Origin of the sequence: Allochromatium palmeri (genome assembly GCF_009720725.1) — a bacterium.
GTDB lineage: Bacteria > Pseudomonadota > Gammaproteobacteria > Chromatiales > Chromatiaceae > Thermochromatium > Thermochromatium palmeri.
The window spans coordinates 20,699-44,644 of the sequence record NZ_WNKT01000034.1 but is presented as its reverse complement, the minus strand read 5'-3'; the positions used below and the strand labels follow the sequence as shown (position 1 = coordinate 44,644).

38 protein-coding genes and 2 pseudogenes are annotated in these 23,946 nt (G+C 62.7%); 17 read left to right on the top strand and 23 right to left on the bottom strand.

Annotation, left to right across the window (positions count from 1 at the left end):
• Positions 1–321: 321 nt before the first annotated feature.
• Positions 322–2,229, bottom strand: coding sequence for a glycosyltransferase family protein (locus GJ668_RS21110; RefSeq protein WP_186343117.1), 1,908 nt, complete (start codon positions 2,227–2,229; stop codon positions 322–324).
• Between the two features lie 270 nt (positions 2,230–2,499).
• On the opposite strand from GJ668_RS21110, the gene GJ668_RS14285 reads away from it, so the two are divergent.
• Positions 2,500–2,676: a hypothetical protein gene (locus GJ668_RS14285; protein ID WP_155450812.1), complete on the top strand. Its 177-nt coding sequence runs from the start codon at positions 2,500–2,502 to the stop codon at positions 2,674–2,676.
• Here the strand turns inward: GJ668_RS14285 and GJ668_RS14280 are convergent.
• Genes GJ668_RS14280 through GJ668_RS14265 form a run of 4 tightly spaced genes read right to left on the bottom strand, consistent with a single transcriptional unit; the run spans position 2,673 to position 5,726 of the window.
• Positions 2,673–4,070, bottom strand: coding sequence for a type I restriction enzyme subunit R domain-containing protein (locus tag GJ668_RS14280; RefSeq protein ID WP_155450811.1), 1,398 nt, complete (start codon positions 4,068–4,070; stop codon positions 2,673–2,675). The two genes, GJ668_RS14285 and GJ668_RS14280, sit on opposite strands and share 4 nt — an antisense overlap.
• A 20-nt stretch (positions 4,071–4,090) precedes the next feature.
• On the bottom strand, positions 4,091–5,062 hold the full coding sequence (locus tag GJ668_RS14275) for a Fic family protein (protein ID WP_246194893.1): 972 nt from the start codon (positions 5,060–5,062) through the stop codon (positions 4,091–4,093).
• A gap of 50 nt (positions 5,063–5,112) precedes the next feature.
• Positions 5,113–5,499, bottom strand: coding sequence for a type II toxin-antitoxin system VapC family toxin (locus tag GJ668_RS14270; protein WP_155450809.1), 387 nt, complete (start codon positions 5,497–5,499; stop codon positions 5,113–5,115).
• Entirely contained in the window at positions 5,499–5,726 is a 228-nt protein-coding gene (locus tag GJ668_RS14265; RefSeq protein ID WP_155450808.1) for a type II toxin-antitoxin system Phd/YefM family antitoxin, read from the bottom strand. The genes GJ668_RS14270 and GJ668_RS14265 overlap by 1 nt, the downstream gene beginning before the upstream one ends.
• Before the next feature lie 91 nt (positions 5,727–5,817).
• On the opposite strand from GJ668_RS14265, the gene mobI reads away from it, so the two are divergent.
• Positions 5,818–6,252: a conjugative transfer protein MobI(A/C) gene (gene mobI / locus GJ668_RS14260; protein ID WP_343032224.1), complete on the top strand. Its 435-nt coding sequence runs from the start codon at positions 5,818–5,820 to the stop codon at positions 6,250–6,252.
• Between the two features lie 43 nt (positions 6,253–6,295).
• Here mobI and GJ668_RS14255 read toward each other — a convergent pair whose 3' ends face one another.
• The 4 genes from GJ668_RS14255 to GJ668_RS14240 all read right to left on the bottom strand — a co-directional run bounded on the left by GJ668_RS14255 (position 6,296) and on the right by GJ668_RS14240 (position 9,473).
• Positions 6,296–7,615: a HipA domain-containing protein gene (locus GJ668_RS14255; RefSeq protein WP_155450806.1), complete on the bottom strand. Its 1,320-nt coding sequence runs from the start codon at positions 7,613–7,615 to the stop codon at positions 6,296–6,298.
• A complete protein-coding gene (locus GJ668_RS14250; RefSeq protein ID WP_186343116.1) occupies positions 7,605–7,883 on the bottom strand; it encodes a helix-turn-helix domain-containing protein in 279 nt (92 codons plus the stop codon). The genes GJ668_RS14255 and GJ668_RS14250 overlap by 11 nt, the downstream gene beginning before the upstream one ends.
• A 77-nt stretch (positions 7,884–7,960) precedes the next feature.
• On the bottom strand, positions 7,961–8,404 hold the full coding sequence (locus GJ668_RS14245; RefSeq protein WP_186343115.1) for a peptidoglycan DD-metalloendopeptidase family protein: 444 nt from the start codon (positions 8,402–8,404) through the stop codon (positions 7,961–7,963).
• Between the two features lie 274 nt (positions 8,405–8,678).
• On the bottom strand, positions 8,679–9,473 hold the full coding sequence (locus tag GJ668_RS14240; RefSeq protein WP_155450803.1) for an outer membrane protein: 795 nt from the start codon (positions 9,471–9,473) through the stop codon (positions 8,679–8,681).
• A gap of 162 nt (positions 9,474–9,635) precedes the next feature.
• Between GJ668_RS14240 and GJ668_RS14235 the strand changes: the two genes are divergently transcribed.
• Together GJ668_RS14235 and GJ668_RS14230 are read left to right on the top strand one after the other, a co-directional pair.
• On the top strand, positions 9,636–9,926 hold the full coding sequence (locus tag GJ668_RS14235; protein ID WP_246194891.1) for a hypothetical protein: 291 nt from the start codon (positions 9,636–9,638) through the stop codon (positions 9,924–9,926).
• A 114-nt stretch (positions 9,927–10,040) separates the two neighbouring features.
• Positions 10,041–10,397, top strand: coding sequence for a DUF1622 domain-containing protein (locus GJ668_RS14230; protein ID WP_155450801.1), 357 nt, complete (start codon positions 10,041–10,043; stop codon positions 10,395–10,397).
• A gap of 177 nt (positions 10,398–10,574) precedes the next feature.
• Here GJ668_RS14230 and GJ668_RS14225 read toward each other — a convergent pair.
• A pseudogene (locus GJ668_RS14225) lies at positions 10,575–10,850 on the bottom strand (GNAT family N-acetyltransferase); the annotation flags it as partial.
• A gap of 129 nt (positions 10,851–10,979) precedes the next feature.
• Between GJ668_RS14225 and GJ668_RS14220 the strand changes: the two are divergent.
• Genes GJ668_RS14220 through GJ668_RS14210 form a run of 4 tightly spaced genes read left to right on the top strand, consistent with a single transcriptional unit; the run spans position 10,980 to position 12,537 of the window.
• Positions 10,980–11,312: a YebG family protein gene (locus GJ668_RS14220; protein ID WP_155450799.1), complete on the top strand. Its 333-nt coding sequence runs from the start codon at positions 10,980–10,982 to the stop codon at positions 11,310–11,312.
• A 3-nt stretch (positions 11,313–11,315) separates the two neighbouring features.
• Positions 11,316–11,465 carry a TM2 domain-containing protein gene (locus GJ668_RS20630; RefSeq protein WP_246194889.1) on the top strand — a complete coding sequence of 50 codons (150 nt, stop codon included), beginning with the start codon at positions 11,316–11,318 and terminating at the stop codon, positions 11,463–11,465.
• A 27-nt stretch (positions 11,466–11,492) separates the two neighbouring features.
• Entirely contained in the window at positions 11,493–11,732 is a 240-nt protein-coding gene (locus GJ668_RS20625; RefSeq protein ID WP_246194887.1) for a TM2 domain-containing protein, read from the top strand.
• Positions 11,704–12,537: a nucleotidyltransferase domain-containing protein gene (locus GJ668_RS14210; protein ID WP_246194886.1), complete on the top strand. Its 834-nt coding sequence runs from the start codon at positions 11,704–11,706 to the stop codon at positions 12,535–12,537. The genes GJ668_RS20625 and GJ668_RS14210 overlap by 29 nt, the downstream gene beginning before the upstream one ends.
• 12 nt (positions 12,538–12,549) lie before the next feature.
• On the opposite strand, the gene GJ668_RS14205 is transcribed toward GJ668_RS14210, so the two are convergent.
• Positions 12,550–12,939 carry a hypothetical protein gene (locus GJ668_RS14205; protein WP_155450798.1) on the bottom strand — a complete coding sequence of 130 codons (390 nt, stop codon included), beginning with the start codon at positions 12,937–12,939 and terminating at the stop codon, positions 12,550–12,552.
• Between the two features lie 44 nt (positions 12,940–12,983).
• Positions 12,984–13,328 carry a phenylpyruvate tautomerase MIF-related protein gene (locus tag GJ668_RS14200; RefSeq protein WP_155450797.1) on the bottom strand — a complete coding sequence of 115 codons (345 nt, stop codon included), beginning with the start codon at positions 13,326–13,328 and terminating at the stop codon, positions 12,984–12,986.
• 196 nt (positions 13,329–13,524) lie between these two features.
• On the opposite strand from GJ668_RS14200, the gene GJ668_RS14195 reads away from it, so the two are divergent.
• Positions 13,525–13,809 (top strand): ATP dependent RNA helicase, encoded by a 285-nt coding sequence (locus GJ668_RS14195; protein WP_155450796.1) that lies wholly within the window; start codon positions 13,525–13,527, stop codon positions 13,807–13,809.
• Positions 13,810–14,052: 243 nt separating this feature from the next.
• Here GJ668_RS14195 and GJ668_RS14185 read toward each other — a convergent pair whose 3' ends face one another.
• Genes GJ668_RS14185 through GJ668_RS14165 form a run of 5 tightly spaced genes read right to left on the bottom strand, consistent with a single transcriptional unit; the run spans position 14,053 to position 16,253 of the window.
• Positions 14,053–14,505 (bottom strand): hypothetical protein, encoded by a 453-nt coding sequence (locus tag GJ668_RS14185; RefSeq protein ID WP_155450794.1) that lies wholly within the window; start codon positions 14,503–14,505, stop codon positions 14,053–14,055.
• 3 nt (positions 14,506–14,508) lie between these two features.
• The gene (locus GJ668_RS14180; RefSeq protein WP_155450793.1) at positions 14,509–15,228 is read right to left on the bottom strand and encodes a ProQ/FINO family protein; all 720 of its coding nucleotides are present in this window, start codon (positions 15,226–15,228) and stop codon (positions 14,509–14,511) included.
• A gap of 1 nt (position 15,229) precedes the next feature.
• Positions 15,230–15,799: a DUF2939 domain-containing protein gene (locus tag GJ668_RS14175; RefSeq protein WP_155450792.1), complete on the bottom strand. Its 570-nt coding sequence runs from the start codon at positions 15,797–15,799 to the stop codon at positions 15,230–15,232.
• Between the two features lie 32 nt (positions 15,800–15,831).
• On the bottom strand, positions 15,832–16,035 hold the full coding sequence (locus GJ668_RS14170) for a YbaK/EbsC family protein (RefSeq protein WP_425482494.1): 204 nt from the start codon (positions 16,033–16,035) through the stop codon (positions 15,832–15,834).
• Positions 16,036–16,073: 38 nt separating this feature from the next.
• Positions 16,074–16,253, bottom strand: coding sequence for a hypothetical protein (locus GJ668_RS14165; RefSeq protein ID WP_155450791.1), 180 nt, complete (start codon positions 16,251–16,253; stop codon positions 16,074–16,076).
• 273 nt (positions 16,254–16,526) lie between these two features.
• Between GJ668_RS14165 and GJ668_RS14160 the strand changes: the two genes are divergently transcribed.
• Positions 16,527–17,111: a hemerythrin domain-containing protein gene (locus GJ668_RS14160; protein ID WP_343032222.1), complete on the top strand. Its 585-nt coding sequence runs from the start codon at positions 16,527–16,529 to the stop codon at positions 17,109–17,111.
• Positions 17,112–17,203: 92 nt separating this feature from the next.
• On the opposite strand, the gene GJ668_RS14155 is transcribed toward GJ668_RS14160, so the two are convergent.
• Positions 17,204–17,740, bottom strand: coding sequence for a lipocalin family protein (locus GJ668_RS14155; RefSeq protein WP_155450790.1), 537 nt, complete (start codon positions 17,738–17,740; stop codon positions 17,204–17,206).
• 106 nt (positions 17,741–17,846) lie between these two features.
• Positions 17,847–18,119, bottom strand: coding sequence for a YchJ family protein (locus GJ668_RS14150; RefSeq protein ID WP_246194883.1), 273 nt, complete (start codon positions 18,117–18,119; stop codon positions 17,847–17,849).
• 81 nt (positions 18,120–18,200) lie between these two features.
• On the opposite strand from GJ668_RS14150, the pseudogene GJ668_RS14145 reads away from it, so the two are divergent.
• The 3 genes and pseudogenes from GJ668_RS14145 to GJ668_RS14135 form a co-directional block, all read left to right on the top strand.
• Positions 18,201–18,571, top strand: a pseudogene (locus GJ668_RS14145) (YrrC family ATP-dependent DNA helicase); the annotation flags it as partial.
• Positions 18,572–18,597: 26 nt separating this feature from the next.
• Positions 18,598–19,224 carry an arylesterase gene (locus GJ668_RS14140; protein WP_155450789.1) on the top strand — a complete coding sequence of 209 codons (627 nt, stop codon included), beginning with the start codon at positions 18,598–18,600 and terminating at the stop codon, positions 19,222–19,224.
• Positions 19,221–20,165 (top strand): bile acid:sodium symporter, encoded by a 945-nt coding sequence (locus GJ668_RS14135; RefSeq protein WP_186343114.1) that lies wholly within the window; start codon positions 19,221–19,223, stop codon positions 20,163–20,165. Before GJ668_RS14140 ends, GJ668_RS14135 begins: the two co-directional genes overlap by 4 nt.
• On the opposite strand, the gene GJ668_RS14130 is transcribed toward GJ668_RS14135, so the two are convergent.
• Entirely contained in the window at positions 20,152–20,706 is a 555-nt protein-coding gene (locus GJ668_RS14130) for a DUF427 domain-containing protein (protein ID WP_155450788.1), read from the bottom strand. The two genes, GJ668_RS14135 and GJ668_RS14130, sit on opposite strands and share 14 nt — an antisense overlap.
• A 50-nt stretch (positions 20,707–20,756) precedes the next feature.
• On the opposite strand from GJ668_RS14130, the gene GJ668_RS14125 reads away from it, so the two are divergent.
• Genes GJ668_RS14125 through GJ668_RS14110 form a run of 4 tightly spaced genes read left to right on the top strand, consistent with a single transcriptional unit; the run spans position 20,757 to position 22,014 of the window.
• Entirely contained in the window at positions 20,757–21,014 is a 258-nt protein-coding gene (locus tag GJ668_RS14125) for a hypothetical protein (RefSeq protein WP_155450787.1), read from the top strand.
• The gene (locus GJ668_RS14120) at positions 21,011–21,337 is read left to right on the top strand and encodes a hypothetical protein (RefSeq protein WP_155450786.1); all 327 of its coding nucleotides are present in this window, start codon (positions 21,011–21,013) and stop codon (positions 21,335–21,337) included. Before GJ668_RS14125 ends, GJ668_RS14120 begins: the two co-directional genes overlap by 4 nt.
• Positions 21,338–21,374: 37 nt before the next feature.
• A complete protein-coding gene (locus GJ668_RS21100; RefSeq protein WP_155450785.1) occupies positions 21,375–21,857 on the top strand; it encodes a diguanylate cyclase domain-containing protein in 483 nt (160 codons plus the stop codon).
• Positions 21,748–22,014 (top strand): tyrosine-type recombinase/integrase, encoded by a 267-nt coding sequence (locus GJ668_RS14110; RefSeq protein ID WP_343032223.1) that lies wholly within the window; start codon positions 21,748–21,750, stop codon positions 22,012–22,014. The genes GJ668_RS21100 and GJ668_RS14110 overlap by 110 nt, the downstream gene beginning before the upstream one ends.
• Here the strand turns inward: GJ668_RS14110 and GJ668_RS14105 are convergent.
• The 3 genes from GJ668_RS14105 to GJ668_RS14095 all read right to left on the bottom strand — a co-directional run bounded on the left by GJ668_RS14105 (position 21,962) and on the right by GJ668_RS14095 (position 23,294).
• A complete protein-coding gene (locus GJ668_RS14105; RefSeq protein WP_222930796.1) occupies positions 21,962–22,135 on the bottom strand; it encodes a hypothetical protein in 174 nt (57 codons plus the stop codon). The genes GJ668_RS14110 and GJ668_RS14105 overlap by 53 nt on opposite strands.
• 84 nt (positions 22,136–22,219) lie before the next feature.
• Positions 22,220–22,690 (bottom strand): nucleotidyl transferase AbiEii/AbiGii toxin family protein, encoded by a 471-nt coding sequence (locus GJ668_RS14100; RefSeq protein WP_246194882.1) that lies wholly within the window; start codon positions 22,688–22,690, stop codon positions 22,220–22,222.
• On the bottom strand, positions 22,683–23,294 hold the full coding sequence (locus tag GJ668_RS14095; protein WP_155450784.1) for a DUF6088 family protein: 612 nt from the start codon (positions 23,292–23,294) through the stop codon (positions 22,683–22,685). The genes GJ668_RS14100 and GJ668_RS14095 overlap by 8 nt, the downstream gene beginning before the upstream one ends.
• Positions 23,295–23,946: the final 652 nt, after the last annotated feature.

The window sequence follows — 23,946 nt, the reverse complement described above, 5'->3', positions numbered from 1 at the left end:
GTGATATGACGATCTACATGTGGCCGAAATGGGCCGCACGGGCCATTGAATGGAGCGCGAAACACTCATGACGTAGCCACTGAAAACAAAATGTTTGTGAAAAAGGGCACTTTCAGTGTTAACGAATAGTAAACGGTATTTGATCAGCGTTTCCTCAGGTCTTCGAGCTCAGACTGACTGAGCTTGATCTGATGCGTCGTTGGCCCAGTCGGTGTGAGGAGCTGTGAAATCCACCGCGCCTCAAAGTCAATGCCGAGGAACTGACACAGACGTCGCAAGCCTTGCCTAACGAAGTTCGGAATGCATTCATTCATCGTCGCTCTAACAAAGCTTGGGCCATCCGTGCGAAACGAATTTCGATAGAAGGTTCCGCCAGTCTTCGGCAATTGCCCGTGGCCCGAATCGATCATTTGCGGCTTGCCGAGCGCATTCCGCAATTGCATCGCGTCGCTCCTTCGATGCCGCAAGGTAGTCCAACCCTTTAGCCCAGTCATCTCCCGTTACCGCCAACAGTCCGCGATCTTCGGCCAAGAGCTCGGCATAGAGTGGGTTGTTGGTTGCAATGCTCGGTACGCCACACAATGCTGCCTCATACCATTTGAGCGGGCTTTTCGCGTCATTGAAGCGATTTCTGGTCAAAGGTATGAGATTGATATCGGCACGCGCAATTTCGTAGTGTAGGTTTGTGTGCGGTACGAGCGGTCGGCACTCCACGCGTGGATGCGCTGCGAGCTCGGGGAAGCGTTCCATGTCCAAATTGCCGACAAGGGATAGCGTCCAGTCCAGGTGTCGACCCAAGAATTCTACCAAGGGTTGGACAACGATCGCAAAATCACTGTCGTGTGTCGGTGACCCGCTGGCGTAAACGACTCTGCGTTGCTCCCCTGCAGATTGAAACTGCTGCCTCCAATGTTCGGACAGGCGGGCCGCAACGTCGCCGTATCCGTTTGGAATGCACGCGGCAGGTTGTCCGTTGGCGGTGAGGTGGTCGGCGATGGCTTGAGTACTGACAACAGAAAAATCGGCGGCAAACAGGGTTTTCCGGAACGCTTTGACCTTGTCTCGCCAGCCAGCGACCGCCGCGCCATCAAGGCCGGCAATAAATTCGATTTCCCCTCTGTCGATCAAGGCTTCGTCGAAGATGAGGTCGTCGATATCGGAGATGGTCGGAATACCTAGCTCGTGACAACGTTGGTATAGGGCCTCAATGGACGTATCCCAGAAGCTTCGGTGTACGACGACCAGCCGGGCATCTCGGAGCGTCCTCGGTTCGGCGAGTGCTTGCTCCGATCGCAGCCAAGTTGCTGCGATCCCGTGTTTATTCAGCGTGTCTACCATGTTCTTGACACGGTAGATATGGCAGGGAATTTGCGGCCGGTTGCTGACAAAGACGATCTGCTCACGACCTATAGCCGCACCGGGGGAAACTTCCGCCGCGCTCAGCAGGGTTGATGCGTGATTCCACTGAGCTGCGGCGATGAGGTCCTGGCTTGGCGATGAAGCTTCCCCTTGGCCAGATTGCGGCACCGAAAGCTTAAACGCCTTGTCCGCGAAACCACCGTCCCAATCAGGGGAACCTGCAGACAGTTGCTGGAAACAACGGGCCGTAAACATTGCGCTGTATGTTTCCTGGTTGGATTGCCCGATCTCTTTGGTGCCAAACCTCGGTGCTCGAATCTGCGGACTGGGTTGTTGTAACGCTGCATCCGGGAATCTGTGACGCACGAGGTTCCAAAGCTTTTCAGCCTCGCTGTTCTGATCCTCTAGCCAAGCGTCGTAGCGGATGGTGTGAATCGGTTCTAGCTCTAGCCATTGCAGTGCGTCCAAGTGGTACCTCAGCCACAGCATGCGGGCGTGGTCGGGGTCCGTAATCGCACCCGGCGCAATATCTGGGATCGTGCTGCGGTATGCCAGCGAACGCGCGACGTCCTCGGGGTTGCGAATGACCTGAATCAACAAAATCCTTGAGAACAGGTCAACCAGGATGGGGTGATAAAGCGGAAACAGCCGACAAAGCCTCGGATCCTTGATGATGATCTGATCCCCGGAATTCAAAGCGTCGGCGAGGATCTCGCGGATCTTTTTCTGCCCTGTGATAGCCGCTGGGTGTTTGAATGCCTCGGCAGCAATCTGGTTGGTCGCCTTCCAGCCGTCACCGATTTGATCGAGAACCCGATGGTTGGTGAGAATAAGTTCCTTGGGTTCCCAGTAACCCTCGGGATTGTCCACGGGGTGAGGGGGGAGAGGCTCTCCCGGAAGTTCAAATCCCATTTCGATTAAGTGCCGGGTCAATGCGGACGTTCCGCTCCTGTGCATACCAAGTACAACGATGCAAGACGAATGAGCGCAGGACATACTGAAGACCTGATTGGCGTATCGACCTCGGGATGAGGCCGGTAAAGACTAGACTGGCCTCCGAGACGCAGTCAAGAAGCGCCCTCATCCAGGCCCTTGAGCAGGGCGCGCAGCGTCTCCGGGCCGCTGTCGAGCAAATGCTGGTTGAGCCAGCGCAACGACAGGGGGCAGCCAGTCGCCGGGCGCGGCATCCGGCACCTGCTCGCGCAGGGCATCCAGCATGGCCCGCTCGAGCAGGCCGAGGCGACCTTTGCCCCGATTCAGCTTGACGAGCCGTGGTTCCTGCCCAAGTTTGAACTGATCGTAAAATATCGCGTTTAACCAACCGGGATCCCACTGATCATTGATAAATAGCGGTGTGTGGCAGTGAGCAACAATGCCATCGACGGATAAAGATGCCGTCTTTCCAAATAGCGGTTTGCGGCGGTGATCAAATCATCGATGGTCAGCGCCATCTCCACGGCGAGCCGGGTCCGGGTCTCGGCATCCGGCCGGGTATAGCGGCCCAGAATCTCGCCGACCACGCCAAAGAACGCCTGAGCAGCCCAGCGTCCGCGCAGTGGTGCCGGGATGGCGTCCTCTTGCCCCTGCACGATGGCCGCGTGATAGCGCTCCATGCGCTGAAGATACTCCACCTCATCGATCCGTCCGGCGCGGTAGTCGTCGATCGCCTGCTGCACCAGGTCGACGAAGCGCTGGTAAAACACCGGATCCTCGTCCATCTTCTCGGTGATGGTGCGCGTCAGCCGGCTGGCGATGGTGTCGGCCTTGGCCGCCTTGCCTTCGACCCGCTCGACCTCGGCCTGGAAGGCCTCGACGTTGAAGATATCCACCGGCGGGGTGATGACACTGACGTCCGGCGATTGAATGTGCGCGTCCATGAGTTTGCGCACTTGCTGCTCGTAGGCGCTGTAGTCGATCTTTTCGGCATAGCGCTGTTGGACCGAGCGCCGCAGCTGGACAAAGAACTTGAGATCCTGCTTGTATTGCGCGATGCGTGCCTCCGGGGTCTGCTCGAAGAACACCTCACTGCCGAGTGCGACCGCCAGGGTCTTCAGGTAGGCGCGCAGGACCGCGTAGAAGTCGGCGCGGACATCCTCCGCCGCGAGATGGCGCTCCAGCGCCTCCTTGTCCTTCTTGTTCTTGACCTCCTTGAAGATGGCCCAGAGGTCGGTGTGGCGTTGCGGCAGGCGGGCGATCTCAGCGGCGATGTCGATCAGGACGTCGGTGAGATCGACGTCCTGGGGATCGAATTCCGCCAGGGTGTCAAGGGTGTCATAGGTGTGCATGGCGGCGTTGAGCTTGCCGAGCACACCGCGATAGTCGATCAACAGACCCGTGTCTTTTTCCTCATAGAGCCGGTTGACGCGCGCGATGGCCTGGAGCAGCGAATGCTCCTGCAGCGGCTTGTCGATGTAGAGCACGAGGTTGCGCGGCTCATCGAACCCGGTCAAGAGCCGGTCGATGACGATCAGGATCTCGACCCCGTCGTCGAGGCTGTAGGGCGAAAACGCATAGGTGTGACCGCGCGTCTCGAAGCGGGCGTTTTTCTCCAACCAGGGCCGCAGTATACCGGTCAAGACCACCGGATCGAGTCGGCCGCCACGCAATTCCAGGGCCTCGTCCGGGGTCAGATAGGTCCAGCCGAGCGCTTCCAGAACCTGGATGGCGGGGATCTTGGAATCAAGGTCTTCGAGGTAGGGGGAAAGCGTCATGGCATTCAATCCTTACAAGATCATACAGCACCCTGCTGCGCCAGGCACTGACGGCCCTTGTCGGTTAGACGATAGTGCTGCAAGCGGCTATTGGGCTTATCTGGAATCGTCATCTCGATCAGACCATCGCTCAGAGCAGGCTGGAGATAGCGCACGCGAAAGGACTTGCGATCCCGCAGATCCAGAGCCGCTTGCAGTGTTTCGCGGGTCATTTCACCTCGGAGCGCCCGTAGCAGCGCACCGACTTGGGGGCTGACTTGTGGTGCGACTTGGGGGCGCGTGGTGGCCAGGGCCTCGGCGAGCATTTGCAGCATGAAGGCGATGAAGGACGCGCAATCGGTCTGGTCGGTGCTGTCTTGCAAGGCTTGGTAGTACGCGCTTTGATGCTCGAACACGAGACTTTCGACCGGCACGTCGGCGAACAGCGGATTCCAGTGCGCCAGGATCAGACTCTGCCACAACCGCCCCAGGCGGCCATTGCCGTCGGTAAAGGGGTGGATGAACTCGAATTCGTAGTGGAACACCGCGCCGGCAATCAAGGGGTGCGCGTCGCTGTCGGCCAGCCAGGCGAACAGATCCGCCATCAGGTGGGGCACGCGGTTGGCCGGCGGCGCCATGTGGATCACCTGCTCCCCGGCCATGACGCCCACACCGCTGCGCCGGTAGGCGCCGGCCTCGTCGATCAGGCCAGACATCAGGATCCGATGGGCCTCCAGCAGATCGGCTTCGCGCTCTGGATGCCAGGCGTCGAAGTGCTCGTAAGCGGTCAGGGCATTGCGCACTTCCTGGATCTCGCGTGGGGGAGCGATGATCCGCTTGCCCTCCAGGATGGCCGTAATCTGGGCTTCGCTGAGCGTGTTGCCCTCGATGGCCAGTGAGCCATGAATGGTGCGGATCCGGTTGGCACGCCGGAGCCGGAGCGCCCTGGTCTGCTCGGTGAGTAGGGTCAGCCGCCCGATGGTTTCGCTGATCCAGGCGACCTGGTTCCTCATGATTCGTTCATTTTGAGGGTACCCTTCTCTCATTCCATACAAGTCGCGTCTCACCAAACTCGCGTCACCCCATAGGCATCGAACGCTGTGTCGCTCGACACCAGCGTCAGCCCCTCTTGCCACGCCTGGGCGATCAACAGGCGATCGAAGGGATCACGATGATGCAGCGGCAGGGTTTCAACCAGGGTGGCATGCCCGAGGTCGATGGGCAGGAGCTGAAAATCGTTGGCCGGCAGATGTTCCTGGTAATAACGCTGCACAGACACCGCAAGCTTGAGCTTGCCTATGGCGCACTTGATGGCCATTTCCCAGGCAGAGACCAGGCTGACATAACAGTCGTTCTCGGCATCGCCGATCAGGTTTCGGGCCTGTGTAGAGAGTTGCGGGTTATCGTCCACCCACCAGAGGAGAGCGTGCGTGTCGAGCAGGAGCCGCATCAGACGTAATCCTCGAATCCATCCGGAATGTCATCGAAATCCGGTGCCATCCGGAGCAACTGTCCCTTGCCGGAGCCGGGCCGGCGCGCTCGCCTGGGTAATCGCACCGGCACCAGCCTGACCAGTGGGTGGTTGTCTCGGGCAATGATGATCTCCTCACCGGCGAGGGCGCGACGGGCGAGTTCGGAGAGCTGGGCCTTGGCCTCGGCGATATTGTATTGGCTCATGCGGCAATCCTGATCGGTCGTTTGTTGGTCATTTTAGGTGACTAACCGGCTTTTAGGAAGCGCTCCGGGGACTTGACACTCCACCCGCTGCATCGAGATTCTGGACGTTCTGGAAGAGGAGGCGAGGGTGCTGACGAGCGCCTTCACCGAGGCCATGCTCCGGGAGCGTCGAGCACGCCCGGCCAGCGAGCGTGGCAGCATCGGGCTGAGAGTGCGGCGAACGGCGGGGTCGGCACCGGGGCGCTTTCAGATCGAGTGGTATCGCGTGCGCGGCAAACGGCGCACCCAGTACCTCAAGTGTGGTAAGGACAAGGATGGGCGCATCAGCCATCGATATCGACCCAGCGCCTTTGGGCGTGTCACGGACTGGGAGAAGGCGCTGATTGCCGACTATGAACCCCAGTTATCGCGTCTGCGCGCCGTTCAGTCGCACATCGCTCAGATCGAGCGGCGCTTCGCCCTGATCGGGCAGGCGCTCAGTCCGCGCGACATCGGGACGGATGATACGGATGAGCCGTCATGGTGAAGCGTGTCGCGTATTTTGTAGCGGTAGCGTTTGCGCCCGCCCCTCAAACGACGGCCATCATCTCGCGAATCTGTGGGGCCAGCTCCAGTTGACGCCGGCACTGCTGTTCCACGATCGCACTGATCTGCTGGATGACCGCCTCCACCGCCCCAGCGTCCATGGCCGCCGCACGCACCGCCGGCAGCTGTCGGCGGATCAGCCGCACGCTGCGTTCGATTTCCTTGCGCACCTGCGTCGGATGTGTGTCCGTGGCAGCGCAAAACTGCGCCCATTCATAGGCCGACAGTTCCTCGGTGCTGAATGCATCCCCGACCGCCATGGCGAAGGTCTGACTGACCTGAGCCGGATAGAGCGCGCTACAGGTCAGGTCATAGGCCGGGGCCTGTACCGGACCGGCGGCGGTCATGAAAAAGGACAGATTCTTGGCGTGCGCATCGGCATTGCCCAGCAGCACCTGAAACACCTGCCAACGCAGCAACTGTAACCTGGCTTTCGCCGGCTGCGGACTGGCCGCGATCGCGGCGAAGAACCGGCCCAGCGAGGCCCCATCGCGAATCTCCCGCACATGGGGATGGTCGCCGTAAGGACGTTCGTATTTGTAACTGCCGGCCAGATCGAGCAGTTGGCACCCGTCGATGACGTGCCGCCGCCGTACCGCCGCCCCGTCGCGGTCACGATCGAAGCGGGCCACGCTCAGCACCGGCTCCGGCAGGTGATGCAGGTCCACGGGCGCGGCATCCAGCCCCGTGGCCGTCGCCAGCCGCATGCAGAAGAACTCGTTGGACGTCAGCCCCGCCAGGCGCGGATCGACGGGGTCGGGCTTGAGGATGTGTGTGGACGCCAAGTCCGGACCTTCGACCAGATACCAGTCCTCGTCCTCCACCAGGAGCGCCAGCTTGTCCTGGAAACCGGCGATGGACAAACGCACCTTGCCATCCCAGACCGTGAAGGGGACGTGCGGACGCTGGCGAAGACGTTGGGCGAGTTCATCCGGCGTCAGGAGACGCTTGTGGGTCTGATCCCGACCTGGACTGTCCGGAAGCACCAGACGCAGGGCGCCCGCCGTTTCGCGTCCCAGTGCGATCAGCAGGCCAATCAGATTACCTTTGGAGACGCGGTTGGCGCGTGCCGCCTCCTCCAGAGCCTGACCCTCGGGCAGCAGGTTCTCAAAGAACCGGCGCACGCGGGCGCTGTGCTCGTCGGCAGACTGATCGGACGGCGCGAGCGGGAGCGCCGGACTCAGCGGATAGGCCATCGGGCGGGCGCACCAGTCAGCGGTATAGGCGAATGAAAAACGGTGGTGCGTGGCATCATAAGCCAGCGTGCCGACCCGCTCCCGGTCGAGCCAGACCTCAAGCCGCATCCGTGCCTCCGGAACGGCCACCGTCGGGCGGCGCCTGCCAGGTCAGGCGAATCCCCAACCCGTTCATCACCTTGAATGCCAGTGCCAGTGACACCGTGCCGGTCCCGGTTTCGAGGTTTTGCAGGGTCTGCTTGGCGACCTTGACGCTCAGCGCCGTCTCTTCCAACGTGAGCCCCGAAGCCGTGCGCACTGCGCGCACCAGGGCACCCAGCTGTTGCGGGTGGGTGATGAGCGGCGCTGGGTGGGGTGTGGCCTTGACGGTACGCATACATTGATCCTTTTTTCCTAGGATCATAGCTGAGCGAGGGGCCGTGAACAATGTAAATACTTTTTAAATAGGATTATTCAATCCGTAGTGCCGGCGACGGTCGTCCAGCGCGTCAGCGGATCCGTGCGCGGATCGACGGCTCGACCATCGCGCCACACTTCGTAGTGTAGATGAGGACCGGTTCCCAGGCCCGAGTCGCCGGTATACCCGATGAGATCGCCTTGACGCACACGCTGCCCCGGCTCGACCAGGATCCCGGAGAGATGGAAGAACTTGGTCTCGACCTTCCCCGGATCGCCCTCCGGGCCATGATAGAGAGCGATGAAGTGACCGGCGCCGTGTTCCTGATAGCCGGTGCGGGCAAGGCCGTCGGCCGGGGCGAAGAGCGGCGTCCCCATGGGCGTAGCCAGATCGACTCCGCGATGCGCTTGAAGACGCCCCGTGACCGGATGCCGGCGCTCCGGTGAAAACGCCGAGGTTACGGGATAGCGTTCCGGATCCTGCAACGGCGCCGACAGCACGACATCCGGTCCAGCGACCGGCGCTGGAGCCCACACCCGCGTGATAGCTGAGATTGGAGGCATCCTTGGGCAGGACGCGGCCGTGGCGCGCGCCTATGGACGCGGCGTGCTGCGGATGGTGCGGGCGATGTCGTCCGGCCGTGAGTAAGCGGCCTGGACGCCACACCGACCGGCTGTCATGGGTTCGCGTGTTCCGTGGATGAGGCAAGCGATTCATGTGTAGCTCATAAAACGCGATTCATGAGCCAGTCGAAGCTGTCCCAGCACGTCCCGCTCAGAACTGATACCGCACTCCCAATCGAACGGACTGATTCCGGATCGCCGCCTCCGTGCCGTCGATCTCCAGGGTGCGCGTCCCACGCGCGCGCACGATCGTCGCCGTGCCGGCCTCTGTGCCCATCCAGCCCAGATCGGTATAGCTCCAGCTCAGATCGACCGTGAAACGCGAATCGACACGAACGCCCACGCCAACAGCCGCCCGCCACGCGAACTGATCCTGTTCGCCGTCGCTCGTCACCGTCACGGCTCCCGGAGCCAGTCCAGGGAAGCGATAGGTCATCGGATCCATTTCATGCCGGGCCCAGCCCGCGCCCACGGCCACCCAAGGAACTATCCGCTCCCAGCCGACATCGATATCCGCCACGACCTGCGCCATGAGCAAGCCGGTGTCGAGATCGCCCGTAACCGGCTGTGCCCCCGGCACCGAGAGGAAATTGGCCTCTCCCGAAAAGCTCCGGTCAGCGACCCGCTCATAGCCGAGTTCCAGACGCCAGATGGGCGAGAGCCGATAGCCCACGCCCAGATCCCAGCCCAGCGCGTCGTCGAGCCGGCCATAGGCGCCGATCGGCCGGCCATCGGAACCCAGAGAGCATCCAAAGAGGGCGGGTGGATTGTGGTTGGCGCAGTTCTCGTCGGTCAGGTGCTCATGGCTCGATGTCACCCAGCTCAGACCGCCGCGCAAATACCAGGGTGAGCCGTCGGCTATCGCCACGGGCGTGAAGGCCAGCAGTAGCCAGGCCGACATCCGGGGTTTGAGCCGATCGGACAGGGACGGGGGCGTGGTACGCATGACGGTCTCCGTGAGTCAGGGTCTGAGGATTCTATGGTGGATGTATCGCTTGAATGACGCCGGATGATATCCCACAGTATTCGCTTCCAAGCGGCGCAATCCAAGACAGGTGATCGATGCGTATCGGCGTCCCCCGCGAGATCAAGACCGAGGAATACCGGGTTGGGCTCACGCCCGACGACGCACACCGATCCGACCTATGTGGTCGATGGCGTGGTGCACTATGCCGTGGCCAACATGCCCGGTGCCGTTCCTTACACCTCGACCCATGCCCTGAATCATGCGACCCTGCCGCGCGTGCTGGCTCTGGCCGATCAGGGCTGGCGATCGGCGCTACGCGAGGATCCGCATGTGCGCCACGGTCTCAATATCGGCGAGGGGCAGGTGACGCATCCGGCGGTCGCGCAGTCGCTGGACGTCGAGTACGTGCCGGCTGAACAGGTGGTCGCCTGAGCGAACGCCTCAGCCGATCGACAGCGCCGTCATGCGCCTGCTCACCAGACTCCTGAAATGGATCAGCCTGCTGTTGGGCTGCCCCGGCTATGGGATTGAGGAACCGATACAACCATGACCCACTTCAAAGACCTCATCGAATGGATTGCCCTGCTGATCGACGGCGCTGGGGTGCTGGTCATCGTCGCCGGTATCCTGATCGCCGGTTGGCGTTATCTGATGCAACGGCGCGCGGGCAGCGATCCATACCACCGACTGCGGCAGGATCTGGGGCGCGGCATACTACTTGGCCTGGAACTGCTGGTGGCCGCCGACATCATCCGCACCGTGGCCGTGCCGCCGACGCTGGATGGCGTGATGGTGCTGGGTCTGATCGTGCTGATTCGGACCTTCCTGAGCATGGCGCTTCAGGTCGAGCTGGAGGGACGCTGGCCGTGGCAACGGGGGCGGGAGGGCGAGTCTCCGGAGTGATCTGACCTGACCACTGCCTGTGGCACAGTCCCAGGCCAGATCATGCGCGGCACAGGACTGCGCGAGCCAGGCGAAGAGGGCCGGTGGGTAGCCGGGCCGAGCACGGGCGTAGGTCGCCGCGACCGGGCTGAAATGGTCCTGGAACACTGTCATGGTGATGGCCTGGAGGTTTCCCCGTCAGCCCAACTCGAAACTGGTCACGCCATAGATTCGCGTCAGATCCAGCGTCGGTGCCGGACCGGCATACATGCGCGCGGTCTCGAACACCGGCTGCCAGCCGTGGCGTTCGACGAGCGCGACGGCGGCCGGATGACAGGCCGGAATGTCGAGGAACACGGGTTCCTTGCCCGCGACATCGGACCGGAGGGCGGTGAAGAGTCGCTCGGCACCGGCAGGTGTCTCGGCCAGGAGCGGGCCGATCTTGAATCCCTGCCGGCACGCGCGGCGCACGCCATAGGATCGGGCGCGCGCCTGTCATCCCGAACCTGGATCGATTGTGGCAGGTGCGCGCGGCGCGTGACAGGGTATGGCGAATCGGCGGGTTATACTTGCTCTTCAGACCCACACAGAGACGCGATCACCATGATCGAGATCGAATACATCGTCCGTGACCGCCGGGGAGTGGAACGCTTGCGCACCGCCGACAAGAAGGCCGCCGAAGCCTATGACCGGATTCTGGAGAACGCTGAGCGGCTGGCCGACTGGCTGCGCGCCGGTTCAGTGTTGCCGACCCTGCCTGATGAAGACCTGGAGACGCTGACGGTGCATCTGGCCGGTCATGCGCGCGAGGTCGAGCTGATCCTGAAGGGCAAGTCGGTGGAGTCTAAGCCGGACGCGAGGCCGGAGTCCTCACCCGAGATCCGACCCGAACCCAAGCCGACTGAACCCGCGCCGCTCAAGGCCGTGAAGGTGTAACCGATGCCCGACCGCGAGGCCGCGACCCACTCGCCGCTGATGGGCTATATCCTGTGGATCTTCGGCTTCATGGGGGCGCATCGCTTCTACTACGGCCGGCCGATCTCCGGCACGCTCTGGTTTCTGACGCTCGGGCTGTTCCTGATCGGCTAGATCATCGACCTGTTCCTGATTCCAGGGATGAGCCGGAGCGCGGATCGGCGCTATGCCCCAGGCGTCAAGGACTATGACCTGACCTGGATTCTGCTGACCTTTCTCGGGCTGTTCGGTGTCCACCGCTTCTATCTGGGCAAGTGGATCACGGGTCTGATCTGGCTGCTGACCGGTGGACTGTTCCTGGTCGGTTATCTCTACGATTACTGGACGCTCAACGATCAGATCGAGACGGTCAATGATGAGCAGCGTTCCGGGCGGGTCTGAGTCCGGCACGTTCGGACCAATGGCCATCGACCCGGCTATCCAGGCCGACATCGACGACCGGCTGACCGACATCGAGGCGGCGCATGCGGTGCGGATCCTCTACGCCTGTGAGTCCGGCAGCCGGGGTTGGGGCTTTGCTTCGCCCGACAGCGATTACGACGTGCGCTTTCTCTACGTCCATCCGTTGCCCTGGTATCTGCGTATTCATCCGGCGCGGGATGTGATCGAGGAGCCGATCAGTGATGTCCTGGACATCAACGGCTGGGAACTGCGCAAGGCGCTCGCGCTGCTGCACAAGGGCAATGCCACCCTGATCGAATGGCTCGATTCGCCCATCGTCTACCGGGCCGAGCCGGTCTTTCTGGAGCGGTTGCGCGAACTCGCCCAACGGCTGCACCGGCCTGAGCGCGCGTTTCATCATTACATCCACATGGCGCGGGGCAATGCCCGCGCCTATCTGGGCGGTGAGCGGGTGCGGCTGAAGAAGTACCTCTATGTGCTGCGTCCGCTGCTGGCGACGCTGTGGATCGAGCAGGGGCGCGGACCGGCGCCGATGCGCTTCGAGACCTTGGTCGAGACGCTGATCGCGGATCCGGCGTTGCGCGCGGCCATCGCGGACCTGTTGCGCGTCAAACGCTCAGTCGGCGAGGCCGAGCACGGCGCACACAGCCCGATTCTGGATGCCTTCATCGCGCGCGAGCTGACGCGCCTGGAGTCCGTGGTTCCGCCCACGGCCCCCAAGGTCGAGCCGACGGAACTGGATTACCTGCTCTACGAGACGGTGTGCCGATTGCGTGACGGATGACCACAAATCAACTCAATGCTTGGTGATATTAGAGTAATCACTTATTGGATCCGCGGTTGTCTTTGGCAAATATGCAACGGTGATTTTATATTCAACATCATTTTCCGTAATTTTCGCATACTCGATTGGAGATTTTGGTTTTGGAAACATTTCCCTCTTTTTTTGCATAAGAAATTCCATGTCGCGTTTTATATTTTGAATATTTTCTTCGCTTTCACTTGGGTTGTTTTTCTTGTAGTTATCCAAAAAATGAGCTAATGCGTCTTTTGCGTTTTTTTCTGAAAAAAGTGAAATGTTCCATGCGATGCAGACTACATTCAAATAGTTTTGTTTTTCTTCAATAGTTGATCCAAGGTCAATATAATCCGATGCCAGGTCAATAATCATTTGTGATAGTTTCATTGTATTGCACTTCAATTGTTTTCAATATGAACAGCACGAACACATCAAAAGGTCGCGTTGTTCCAGCCGAACAAATGTCGGGGTGGGGCGGCGAACTCGATGTAGACGCGCTCCGGCGGGATGGCCAGGGTCTCGGCGAGCAGACCACAGAGCGCGCGTGAGAACTCCGGTGTCCGCGACTCGGGCAGGCCCAGGCTCTTGAGTTCCAGATAGGCGGCCGGATCGGCTGTCCCCGCAAACAGCAGATCGCGTCCACCCTCCAGGACCACCATCACATAGGATTCGGGCTTACCGAGCAGGTCGGCGACCATGCGCGAGGCGCGGGCCAGCAGCTCCGGGCGGGACTCGGGGGCGATCTCGACGTTGGTCAGCAGGCGCAGTGTGGGCATGGGGTGATCCTCGTGGCGATGACGGGTGCTCAGGATAGCGCGCGAGCGGCTGACTGTCCGGGTTCGGAAAACCGATTGACAGGGGATGAGCTTTTAATAAAAATAAGAATCGTTATCAAATGTCCCCGCCAGCCACTCCAGACCGGATCGCTACGCTGGGTGTTTCATCAACCGCTCAGCTCGGGAGAAACACGCTATGTCCGCCCTGACGCACCACCTGGAACTCGACGATCTCACGCGCCTGGAAGCCTCGCACCTGCGCCGACGCCTCGCTGATCTCATCCATCAGTATGTGCGCGAGCGCTCGGTCGCGCTGGCCGAGACGATCTTGTGCCATATCGAGGCCCTGTGCCTGCATCCCACAGATTGCCGGGAGCCCGAGCAGCTGTGCGCCTATCGTCGGCTGGCCTGTCACTGGCGTTGCCTCGCCGATGTGCAGCGTCTGCGCGAGCAACAGGGTGATTCGGGTTGGCGGCCTTGAGCGGATGAATCAGGCACTATTTACGAAGACACAGGAGTTGGCGATGACTTTGAGACAGCTTCAGACGTCCGCGATCCGATGCCGGCCATTCTGGGGGCAAGCTTTGAGCACGGGTTTCGTGCCGCCGGTGCTGGCAATCGGCGCGCTGCTCGGTGGATTCTTCTGGGGCTTGCCGCTCGGGCTATAGGCTCAGTCAATCAAGGATGTGCCCATCGGTGGACATCGAGTGCGGGGCACGAATCATCAGGGCAACGGCAGGAATGGCGCCCACTGCGCGAAGAAGGCCACGGCGGCACTGTCCTGCTGCATGGCCGAGATGACCGCTGTGCCTTGAGCTGCACCGCCATAGGCGTAGTATCCGACGGCAGCCCCGCCGATGGCCACCAGTCCGACGGCCGCGCCACCCAGGGCCAGTGCCCCGAGCGCGAGACCGCCCAAGCTGACCACGCCGATCGCCAGGCCACCGATGGCGACCCCACCCATGGCCAGTCCGCCGAACGCCAGACCACCCCGCGCGAGTCCACCCAGGGCGATCCAGCCCGTGGCCACATCACCGATGGCCAGCAGACCACGCGCGTGACCGCGCCATTGGCCCTGTTCGGGATCTGGACCGATGGCCAGACTCACCAGCGGCAGTCCGAAGGCGTGGCGTGTCGAGCGGTAGCGGATGCCACGGGGTAGCGTAGAGGGTTGCATGGATTAGGGCTCCATGTGTGTATTATTCGGCTTCGCCTTCTTCTCGAACACCTGCAATGCCGGCTGCTCCAACACCACCACCGCCTCGCCATCGGCACCGGCTCGCGTCCCCAGCTTACCCGTGAGCGCCGCCACCCACTGCGGCCACTCCGCTTGCGCCTTCTCCAGCTTCTTCCAGGCTTTCGGCGGCAGCGTGGCCACCACCAGCGCCGAATCGGTCTGGACGCCGATCTTCATCCCGCTCTTGACCGGCATCGGCTTGGGCAGGGCGGAGAACTTCAGGGTCAGTTCCAGGCGTCCGGTCACGATGTTGTCCTCGCTGAGTGGGGCGTCGATGGGGAGGTCGGGGGCCGGTTGTCCGGCGGGTGCTGTATTGGAGGCCGGACGGTTCGGTGGTGTCCAGGTGCCGGCGAGCTTGGCCTTGGCCACGGCCTCTTCGGCTTCGGTTACGGCGCCGACCGGCTGGCCCTGGAGGTCGAGGCGGGGCATTCCGGCCAGCGTCACCTTCAGATAGGGGCGGCGCGCGCAGTATTTCGCCAGAGCGCGATGGATCATTTTTGGGTCATGCCCGGCGGCCAGCAGATCCTCACGAATCCCGATCTTGAGCGGGCGCGGTTGCTGCCAGTCGAAGCAGGCTGGATAGAGGGCGGCCAGTTCGATCCAGGGCTTCTGGGGCTTGGCGTCGGGCGCGACGGTGGATTCTGGGTTGGGTGTGTCGGTCATCTCAGGAGGTCTCATCGAGCGGCAGGATCACGTTGACCAGCTTCCAGGACAGTCCATCGCGTTGCAGCACGAAGCGCGTCTCCCGGCCATCCTTGCCTGGAACCCAAACCGAAAAACGGCTCAGCGAATCGTAGCTGTGGCGGGCGTTCTTGAAGAGGTCGCGGTCCTGTGTCTGTGCCTGATCCGGCTCGGGCGTTTGCACCGGGCTGGACGCCGCGCGTGACGGGGCGGAGCCGATGGACGGACGTTTGCCTTCCATCAGACTGGCCAGACCGGCTGGTGTGATGAAGGCGTCGACGAGACCATCGACCAGTGTGGTGGCCAGTCCGGTCGCTAGCGCCCCGAACGGATTGTCTTCCAGTTCCTTGGCCGCGCTCTTGAGGATCGTGACCTTGAGCTGGTCCTTGAGGTTTTGGCGCAGGGTCGGGAAGTCGACGCGCTCGGCGAGCCGTTCGGAATCCTTGTCGTTGATCCCGCGCTCGATGTCGGCCACGGCAAGATAGGGGCCGGCACCGATCCAGAGGGCGAGCAGCAGGGCAACCAAACCAATGATCCATCCGATTCGTTTCATTCGGGTCTCCAGAGCCTCCAGTTTTCTGGGCGTCAGACGGCCATGTCCACCAGGGTCGGCTGGAGTACGCGCAGCAGATCCCTCGTGGCCAGTGAAATGATGTAGCCGCGCTTGCCGCCGTTGATGTAGAGGCGCGGCCGTTCAGCGATGCCCTGCTCACAGTAGACCGGCATCGCGCGGCGCGTGCCGAACGGCGAGGTGCCGCCGACCTGATAGCCCGAATGCTTGTCGGCGATCTTGGGATCACGACGGGTTCCTTGGCGGGTTTCATCGGTCAGTGCATCCCTGAACCGAACAGGGCGCTCAGGATCGCCATGAACACCGAGGCGATGACCGTCAGGATGAAGACGGCCGGGATTGAGGCGATGGCCGCCTTGACCATGAAGACGACCATCGACAAGAACGGCATCTGGATGTCGACGACGGTGACACGGGTGTTGGGTTCATTGGACATCGGGCGGACTCCGTGTGGCGGATGGTGTGGCAGTATCGCGAGCCGGGGCGGGCGCTTCAAGCCTCACCGGGCGTTCCTCCGTCCAGATACGGCCGGCGCACTCGAATCCTTTCTGATCGGCTCCCATCACCGCGTTTCGCCTGTGGCGCTGGTGGAATGGCTGGAGCGCAACCAGAAGTTTCAGCACGAGGGCGTGTAAGTGTTGCGATGATGCAGGGATGTTCGTGTATGCTTGCCGTCGTCGTGTGCCGTGGACGTGGAGGGAGGGGCAGCGTGTCTTCAGAAGATTGTCAGGATTCCGGATCGAACGCGCTGGTGCCGCGTCCGGGCACGGGACTGGCCGAGACGAGGAGCGTTCTCATGCAGCGAGTCTTTGCCCTGCGTCAACTCTCCAGCGATCACCATCGCGGTCTGGTCTTGGCCCGACGCGCCCGCGAGAAGGCCACGACTGGTCCCGAGCACCAGGCCCGCGCCTGGGGGGCGGTGCGCGAAGCCTTCGTCCAGGAGCTGGAGCCGCATTTTCAGCTCGAGGAGCAGAACCTGCTTCCGGCCCTAGAGCACGCCGGCGCATCGGAGTTGGTGGCGCAAACGCTCCAGGAGCATCGCCAATTGCGTACCCTCGTCGCCAAGGGCCAGCCCAGAGACTTGGCCGCATTCGCGCAGACCCTGAGCGACCACATCCGCTTCGAGGAGACGCGTCTGTTCGAGACGGCGCAGCGCGTACTCGACGAGGCGACGTTGACGGCATTGGCCGAACGGCATGCCGAGGGTGCCCGAAGGGCGTGTGAGGCCCGTTTGGCGGTTTCTGGGTCTGATGCTCAGACGCGAGAGCCGGTGAGCGAACCCAGAGCCGGATGACGTCATGGGGAAGACCGGTCAGCGCATGTGGAGAGAGTGGATTCACGGCGGCACCCGACCGGACCTCGGAGCCACATGACCTAACGTCGCGCTCATCTCGCGGCGCGCTGCGGCGTTGGTCTCACGCGCGCCGCGTCATAGCCCCGCGCCGCCGCGATCGCCAACGCCCGATCATACTCGGCGGGATCGAGACGCGGCGTGCGCGCAATCAGCCACAGCCGCCGTCGACTCGGCGTGCCCATCAGCACCCAGCGGTATTCAGGGTCGAGCCCAATGACCCAGAGCGCCCCCCGAATCAGACGATAAAACGTCAGCACCAGCTTCGAGCCGCCCGGGTTCGCGGGCCGGACCCTTCCGTTCACCTCGGTGCGCCGCAGGCCCGCCTTGGCGTTGTAGGAGACCGTTCGAACGCCGATGCGCCCGTCGGGGCGCTTCGTGTAGGTGGCAGTGACGTCCACGCAGAATTGACCGAAACCGTCGGCCTCGAGATTGGGCAGCCTCGCCACTTCGAACCAGGTTCCCAGAAGGCGATCGAGGTCGACCTGCTCCACGGTCGCGGGCGGTTGACGGGCGGCGACGGAGCCGCCCTGGAAGACGTTGCGCAAGGCTCGGACGATGTCTTTGATCATGTCAGCATAGTTGGGCGTGGCTTGCGCGGATGCAACCGCGTCTCAACGGGCCATATCGTCGCCCGGCGCTGGGCGCGGCCCTGGAACTTGGAGCGGGCGACAAACGTCACCCAGCCCTCCTGATCAGCCGCACCCCGGCCTCGGTGCTCAGGATCTTGAGGCCGAGCCAGCGGAGTCCCGGCTCCAGGGTCAGCGTGGCCGGGCGGGTCGTCGGATGCCAGGTGGCGAGCAGATAGTCGGCCTGCTCAGTAGCAAAGGCGCTGTAGCGCGAGCGCATCAGGGCCTCGGCCGTTGGCGGGATGGTCTGGCCGGACAGATGGGGATCGCAGCAGTCGTCGAAGGGGCGACCGGAGCCGCAGGGGCAGTCCGAGCCGCTCATAGAGTCCGTTCATGCCGTTGATCGGATCACAGCACACTTCAGGCTACCATTGACACTGATTTCCAGCGACACCCGAGCATGATGATGCCCGCCACCCCCACGCCCGAGCGTCTGACCGGCGCCGTCGAGCGCGTGACCTTTCACAGCGCCGAGACCGGCTTTTGCGTGCTGCGCGTGAAGGTGAGCGTGAGCTGATGACGGTGGTCGGCTCGGCGGCCAGTGTCACGGCAGGGGAGTACCTGGAGGCCGAAGGCCAGTGGATCACGGATCGCCAGTACGGCTTGCAGTTCAAGGCCCAGCAGTTGCGGATCGTCCCTCCCAGCACCCTGGACGGGATCGAAAAGTATCTCGGATCGGGGATGGTCAAGGGCATCGGGCCGCACTTTGCCAAGACCCTGGTGCGCGCCTTCGGCGAGTCGGTATTCGAGGTCATCGAGCAGCAGCCTGAGCGACAACCACTGAATCGAGGAGATTTCCCATGCGCCTGTATCCCAGACTTACGCCCCTGATCCCGGCCCTGATCGCCCTGCTGTTGGCGGTAGGGCTGGCCGGCTGCTCTGAGCCGCGTCTGACGCCGATTCCGCCCGATGGGACACTGCTCGCCTTCGGCGACAGCCTCACCCAAGGCGTCGGGGCCGATCCGGATGACAGCTATCCGGCCGTGCTGGCCCGGCTGAGCGGGCGCACCGTCATCAATGCCGGGGTGTCCGGCGAGGTGACGGAGGAGGGCCGTGCGCGTTTCGAGGCGCTGATCGAACAGGAACAGCCGGATCTGGTGCTGTTGCTGGAAGGCGGCAACGATATCCTGCGCAACCTCGATCCCGCGCAGACGCAGGCCAATCTGGCGTCCATGATCGAACAGGCGCAGGCCCAGGGCATCCCGGTCGTGCTGATCGGCGTGCCGCGCAAGGCGCTGTTCTCGGATGTCGCGCCCTTGTATCGTGAACTGGCCGAGACCTACCGGCTCGTCTTCGTCGAATCGCTAATCGCGGATCTGTTGCGCACGCCCGCCTACAAGGCCGATCCGATTCATTTCAACCGCGCCGGTTATCGCGCCCTGGCCGAAGCCCTGCAAGCGGTGCTGATTCGGGAGGGCGCGCTGTGAATCACGGTCATGTCGATGGGCCAACGGGAAGCGTCCTGACCCGCCTGTTCCCGCTCTGGGCGTTGCTGGCGGGCCTCATCGGCTTTATCGCCCCTGAGACCCTGTCGAACTGGCGCGCGGCAGTGATGCCGTTGCTGGGCGTGGTGATGTTCGGGATGGGGGCTACCCTGCGCCCGGCCGATTTCCGGGCCATTGTCCGCCGACCGGCGCTCATCGGTCTGGGGGTGTGTCTGCAATTCGGCCTGATGCCGCTGATCGGCTGGACACTCGCGCACGCACTGGCACTCCCGCCCGAGCTGCTGGTGGGGATGGTGCTGGTCGGTGCCGCTCCCGGCGGCACGGCCTCGAACGTCATCTGCTATCTGGCACGCGGCGATGTGGCGCTCTCGATCAGTCTGACCGCCGCCTCGACCCTGCTGGCCGTCGTACTCACGCCCTGGCTGACCTGGGTCTATGCCGACGCCTGGGTGACGGTTCCGGTGGGGGAGATGCTGAAGTCCATCGCGCTGGTGGTGCTGCTGCCGGTCATCGCCGGAGTGGCGGTCAATCGCTTCGCCGGGCGTTGGCTCGGACAGATCCAGTCCTGGATGCCGAGCGTGTCGGTGCTGGCGATCCTGGTCATCATCGCCATTGTCGTCGCGCTCAATGCCGGGCGTCTAGGCACGGTCGGTCTGGGGTTGGTGGTGGCGGTGATGCTGCACAATGGATTGGGGCTAACGCTGGGCTATTGGGGCGCGCGGGCATTCGGACAGGACGCGGTGCGCGCCCGGACCCTGGCCATTGAGGTCGGGATGCAGAACTCGGGACTGGCCGCGGCCTTGGCGCTCAAATCCTTTCCGGCGGCCGCCGCGCTGCCGGGGGCGCTGTTCTCGGTCTGGCACAATCTGTCCGGCGCCATGCTGGCGGCCTGGTGGTCACGGCGGCTGCCTACCAATGCCTAGTCCCTGGCTCGCCCTTGAAGGGCCCGACGATCTCGGCGGTGATCCAGCCGCCATAGTAGCCGCCGGCTTGCGGGCGGACCGTCTCGCCGGCGACGACACAGCGCAGCCGCGCGGGATAGGCGGCCAGCCAGCCGGCGATTACCGCCGCGTCGCCCTCGGCGTCGGGATAGCTCCAGAGCGCGTCGCGGATGAGTCCGTCCGAGCCCTGGACATGCCAATAGTGCGCCTCACCCTTCCACTCGCACAGGGTGCGGCGTGGCGAGGGGCGCAGCATGGAAGCATCGAAGGCGTCGAACGGCAGATAGACGCTCGGCGGACTGCCAGTTTCCAGCACCCGGATGCTGACATCGGATCGGGCCAGACACCGGTTGCCGGCGTGGATCTCGATCAGGCGCGCATCGCGGACATACAGCGGCGGGCGCGGATAGTCCCAGACCGATTCCTGTCCGGCGCCGGGGACATGGGCAAAGGCGGGGCGCTGCTGGCCGCGAAAGGTCCAGGCGGCGCGGGCGCGTTCGAGAGCCTCCTGATCGATAGACATGACGAATCTCCTGACGGATAACGAGCGGGATCGGGTTCAGGCTATCATCCATGATCTCTGTCCCCGACCACCCTGGAACGCTCATGGAATTCTGCATCGCTCGGCGCATGTTCATCCTCTGGATGTTGGCTCTGCTGCTGGTGTCGCATCCGGCTGTCGCTGAAGACCCGGACATCGCGCGCCTCTTCGTCGAACGCGGCCTCACCGGTACGCTGGTTCTGTCATCGTTGCAGACCGACAAACAGGCGCTGTCATGGCGTCAGCGCCTGACGCGCGAGGCACTGCAAGCCAAGGAGATTGTGCAATGATCGATACATCGCTGTCACAGGGGCGCGGTTGGCTTCTGGCGCTGGTTCTTACCGTAGCCGCATCGCCTGCGGTCGCCCAGCTGGCCCAGCAAGCCTTCCAGGTCGTCATCACCCGTGCCGGGCACGACTGTCAGGCCATCGAGCGCACACGCGCACTCGGCACTGGCTCGAATTCGGATGCCTTGGTCGCCGTGGCCTGTGCCAAGGGCGGGCGTCATGTGGTGGCCATCCACCGCGACAACAGCGTCTCCTACATGAGCTCATGCGAAGCCTTCGCCACGGGTACGGGACTGGCCTGCTTCGAGGGGCGGTCATCGCGGTGATCGATCGGCCCACGATCAGGCGCACGCACGAGATCAGGTGCTCGAACGCCTCGTCAACAAAAAGACTCAGGAGCTGCAACAAGCCCTCACCGAGATCGCCCGCATCGCCACGACCGACAAGCTCACGGGCCTGTCCAATCGGCTCAAGATCGATGTGTATCTGGACACCGCCATCCAGCGGGCTCAGGACACGGCTTATCCGCTCTCACTGATCCTGTTGGATCTCGATCACTTCAAGCGCATCAACGACACCTACGGTCATCTCCAGGGCGATCGTGTCCTGAGCGCGCTCTGTGCCTCCATCGATCGCGTGCTGCATTGGGACGAGGCGCGCGATCAGGGCGAGATCTATTGTCTTTGGGGACAGTTCCAGGTGCGCCGTGAGTGCATTCGGGACGGGGTGCGCTGGGATCGAAGATTTCCGCTGGCACGATCTAAGACATACCTGGGCGAGCTGGCATGTTCAGGGCGGAACATCGTTGCAGGATTTGATGGCGATGGGTGGCTGGTCGAGCTATGACTTGGTGCTCCGGTATGCGCATCTGGCACCGGAACACTTGGCCGAAGCGGCAGCCCGGATTGAATCGGGCCGCACATTATCCGGCACACCGTTGAAGGCTGCAATCAGTAGTCCTCCGGCAGCAGAATCGTCGTTGCCGAGCGGTCCCACTCGGTGATGACCCAGACCTTCAGGTCATCGTGAATCCGGTAGGCGCTCAGCAGCCGAGAGCCGTCCTTGAGGGCTTGGTAGTTGCTGGCAGTCCTCCTCGTCCAAATCGCCCCAGTCTCCCAAAGCATATCGGGCGAGAATCGTCGGGGTAATCGCCTCCAGGCGCGCTGACGTAGATGTCTTTCTTTTCCTCCCCGCCGTGGTAGGCCGCTTCAGCGGCGACCAATGCTGTTGATTTCAGCTTCCAGCTGCCGCAGGCGCGCCACGATGGTCTCGAATGCCAGGGTGTCGCCGTAGAACATCTGTGCAGCCAGCATCGCTTGGTAATCCTGGCGTAAAGCGTCCAGCAGTGGCTGATCGGGAATCAGCCTGCGCCGGCTGTTGCTGGTGATGGATTCCAGTTCAGGTGCATCGGCTACCAGGCTGCGGTAGTCGACCGTGACGTCGATGTCTTCCGAGAAGCGCTCAATCGCCTTGTAGACCTTGGACAGCGAGGTGCCGCCCTTGAACGCCATGGGCTTGCGGCATGGAAGCTGAAACAGGATGTCGAGCACCTGGCACAGCCAAATGTCCTTTTCGAGGATCTCGGCCCGGCGTCCCATCACGGGCGCCAGGCTCTGGAGCACATCGGCTTGATCGCTGACGGGGAGGTCGAAGTAGTGCTCGCGGTGGATGTCAGCCATGCGCCACCGTGCCTTCCTCATACCGGCGAAGGGCTTCGACCATCCAGGCCGGCATCAAGGACTTGGCGCTACGTAAAGCCTCGAATTCGCTCGGCGGCAGTTTGGCGGCAATACGCTCGAACGTGGCCAGCGTGACTTGCCGACGACCGAGGTACCAGAGTGCGGACAAGGCCTGACCCGCTGGACGACCGGCCAGTGCTAGCTTGCGCGCCGCGACGTGCTGCAGTCGTACCTGCAGCTTGCCCATCCGCACGGTGTGAGACGAGCCGGTGGTGTAGAAGACCGGCTGGGCCGGCACCTGGGTGCTGAAACCAAAACGACGAGCGGCTTCGGCTCCGTGCATTTCGATGGAGGCTCCTTCGGTAGCCGCTACTGTCTGCGCCACCGTTTCTGGCGAGGGCATGATTTTCAGACCAAAACGGCTGGTTTTGGGGACGGTGTAGAGACCACGGCCGAGGCGTTCGATGAGACCTTCCTTGGTCAGGCGCATCAGGGTCTGATCAATGGACGCACGCGACCCCAACCCTGCAAATAGGGCCGGGGTGAAAGGTGCTCCAACAGGTTGAGCCGCAATGCGCTCGCGGATGGCTTGAGATGTGTTCATGGCAGCCTCCTTGTTAGATAATTTAATAAAAAATCTAACAGTTCACAAGGAAGACCGCACTCGTGAGTCGTAGTATTCAGGCCTGCTACGGCCTGAGTGTGATTGGCCGCCGCTGTCAGTCGCGCCCGTGCCTGCGCATGTCGAGCTTGATCGCCCGTTGTCAGGCGGCCTGGTCCGCCTTTCACGCCCCGCCAGACAGTGTCTCGAACCGGGACGACCGCCGTGCGCCGGCCTCGGTCGGGCCGAAGCCTGAGATTCCGCGCTATCCGCCCTTCCTCAAGGGACTGCCCCGGTGGCGCGCACGGCGCAGATCCTGGAGACCCAACGTGCGCCTCGGCTCCGGGGGATCTGTAGCTGGGTGTCGGGCGCTACCATCATTGGAAGGATGCAGCCGTGGCGCGCGCCTATGGGCGCGGTGTGCTGCGGATGGTGCGGGCGATGTCGCCCGGCCGTGAGTGAGCCGACCTGGATGCCATCCCTGCGAGCTGTCGTGGGTTCACGTTTTCCGAGGATGTGCCAAACAATTCATGTGTGGCTCATAAAACGCGATCCATGAGCCACAAATCGATTTGCGGCTCATGCGTGAGCCAAAGGTCACTGCCAATGGCTGTGTGGCAGACCGTAAGCACCTCTTGACGGAAAGTGGTCTCGT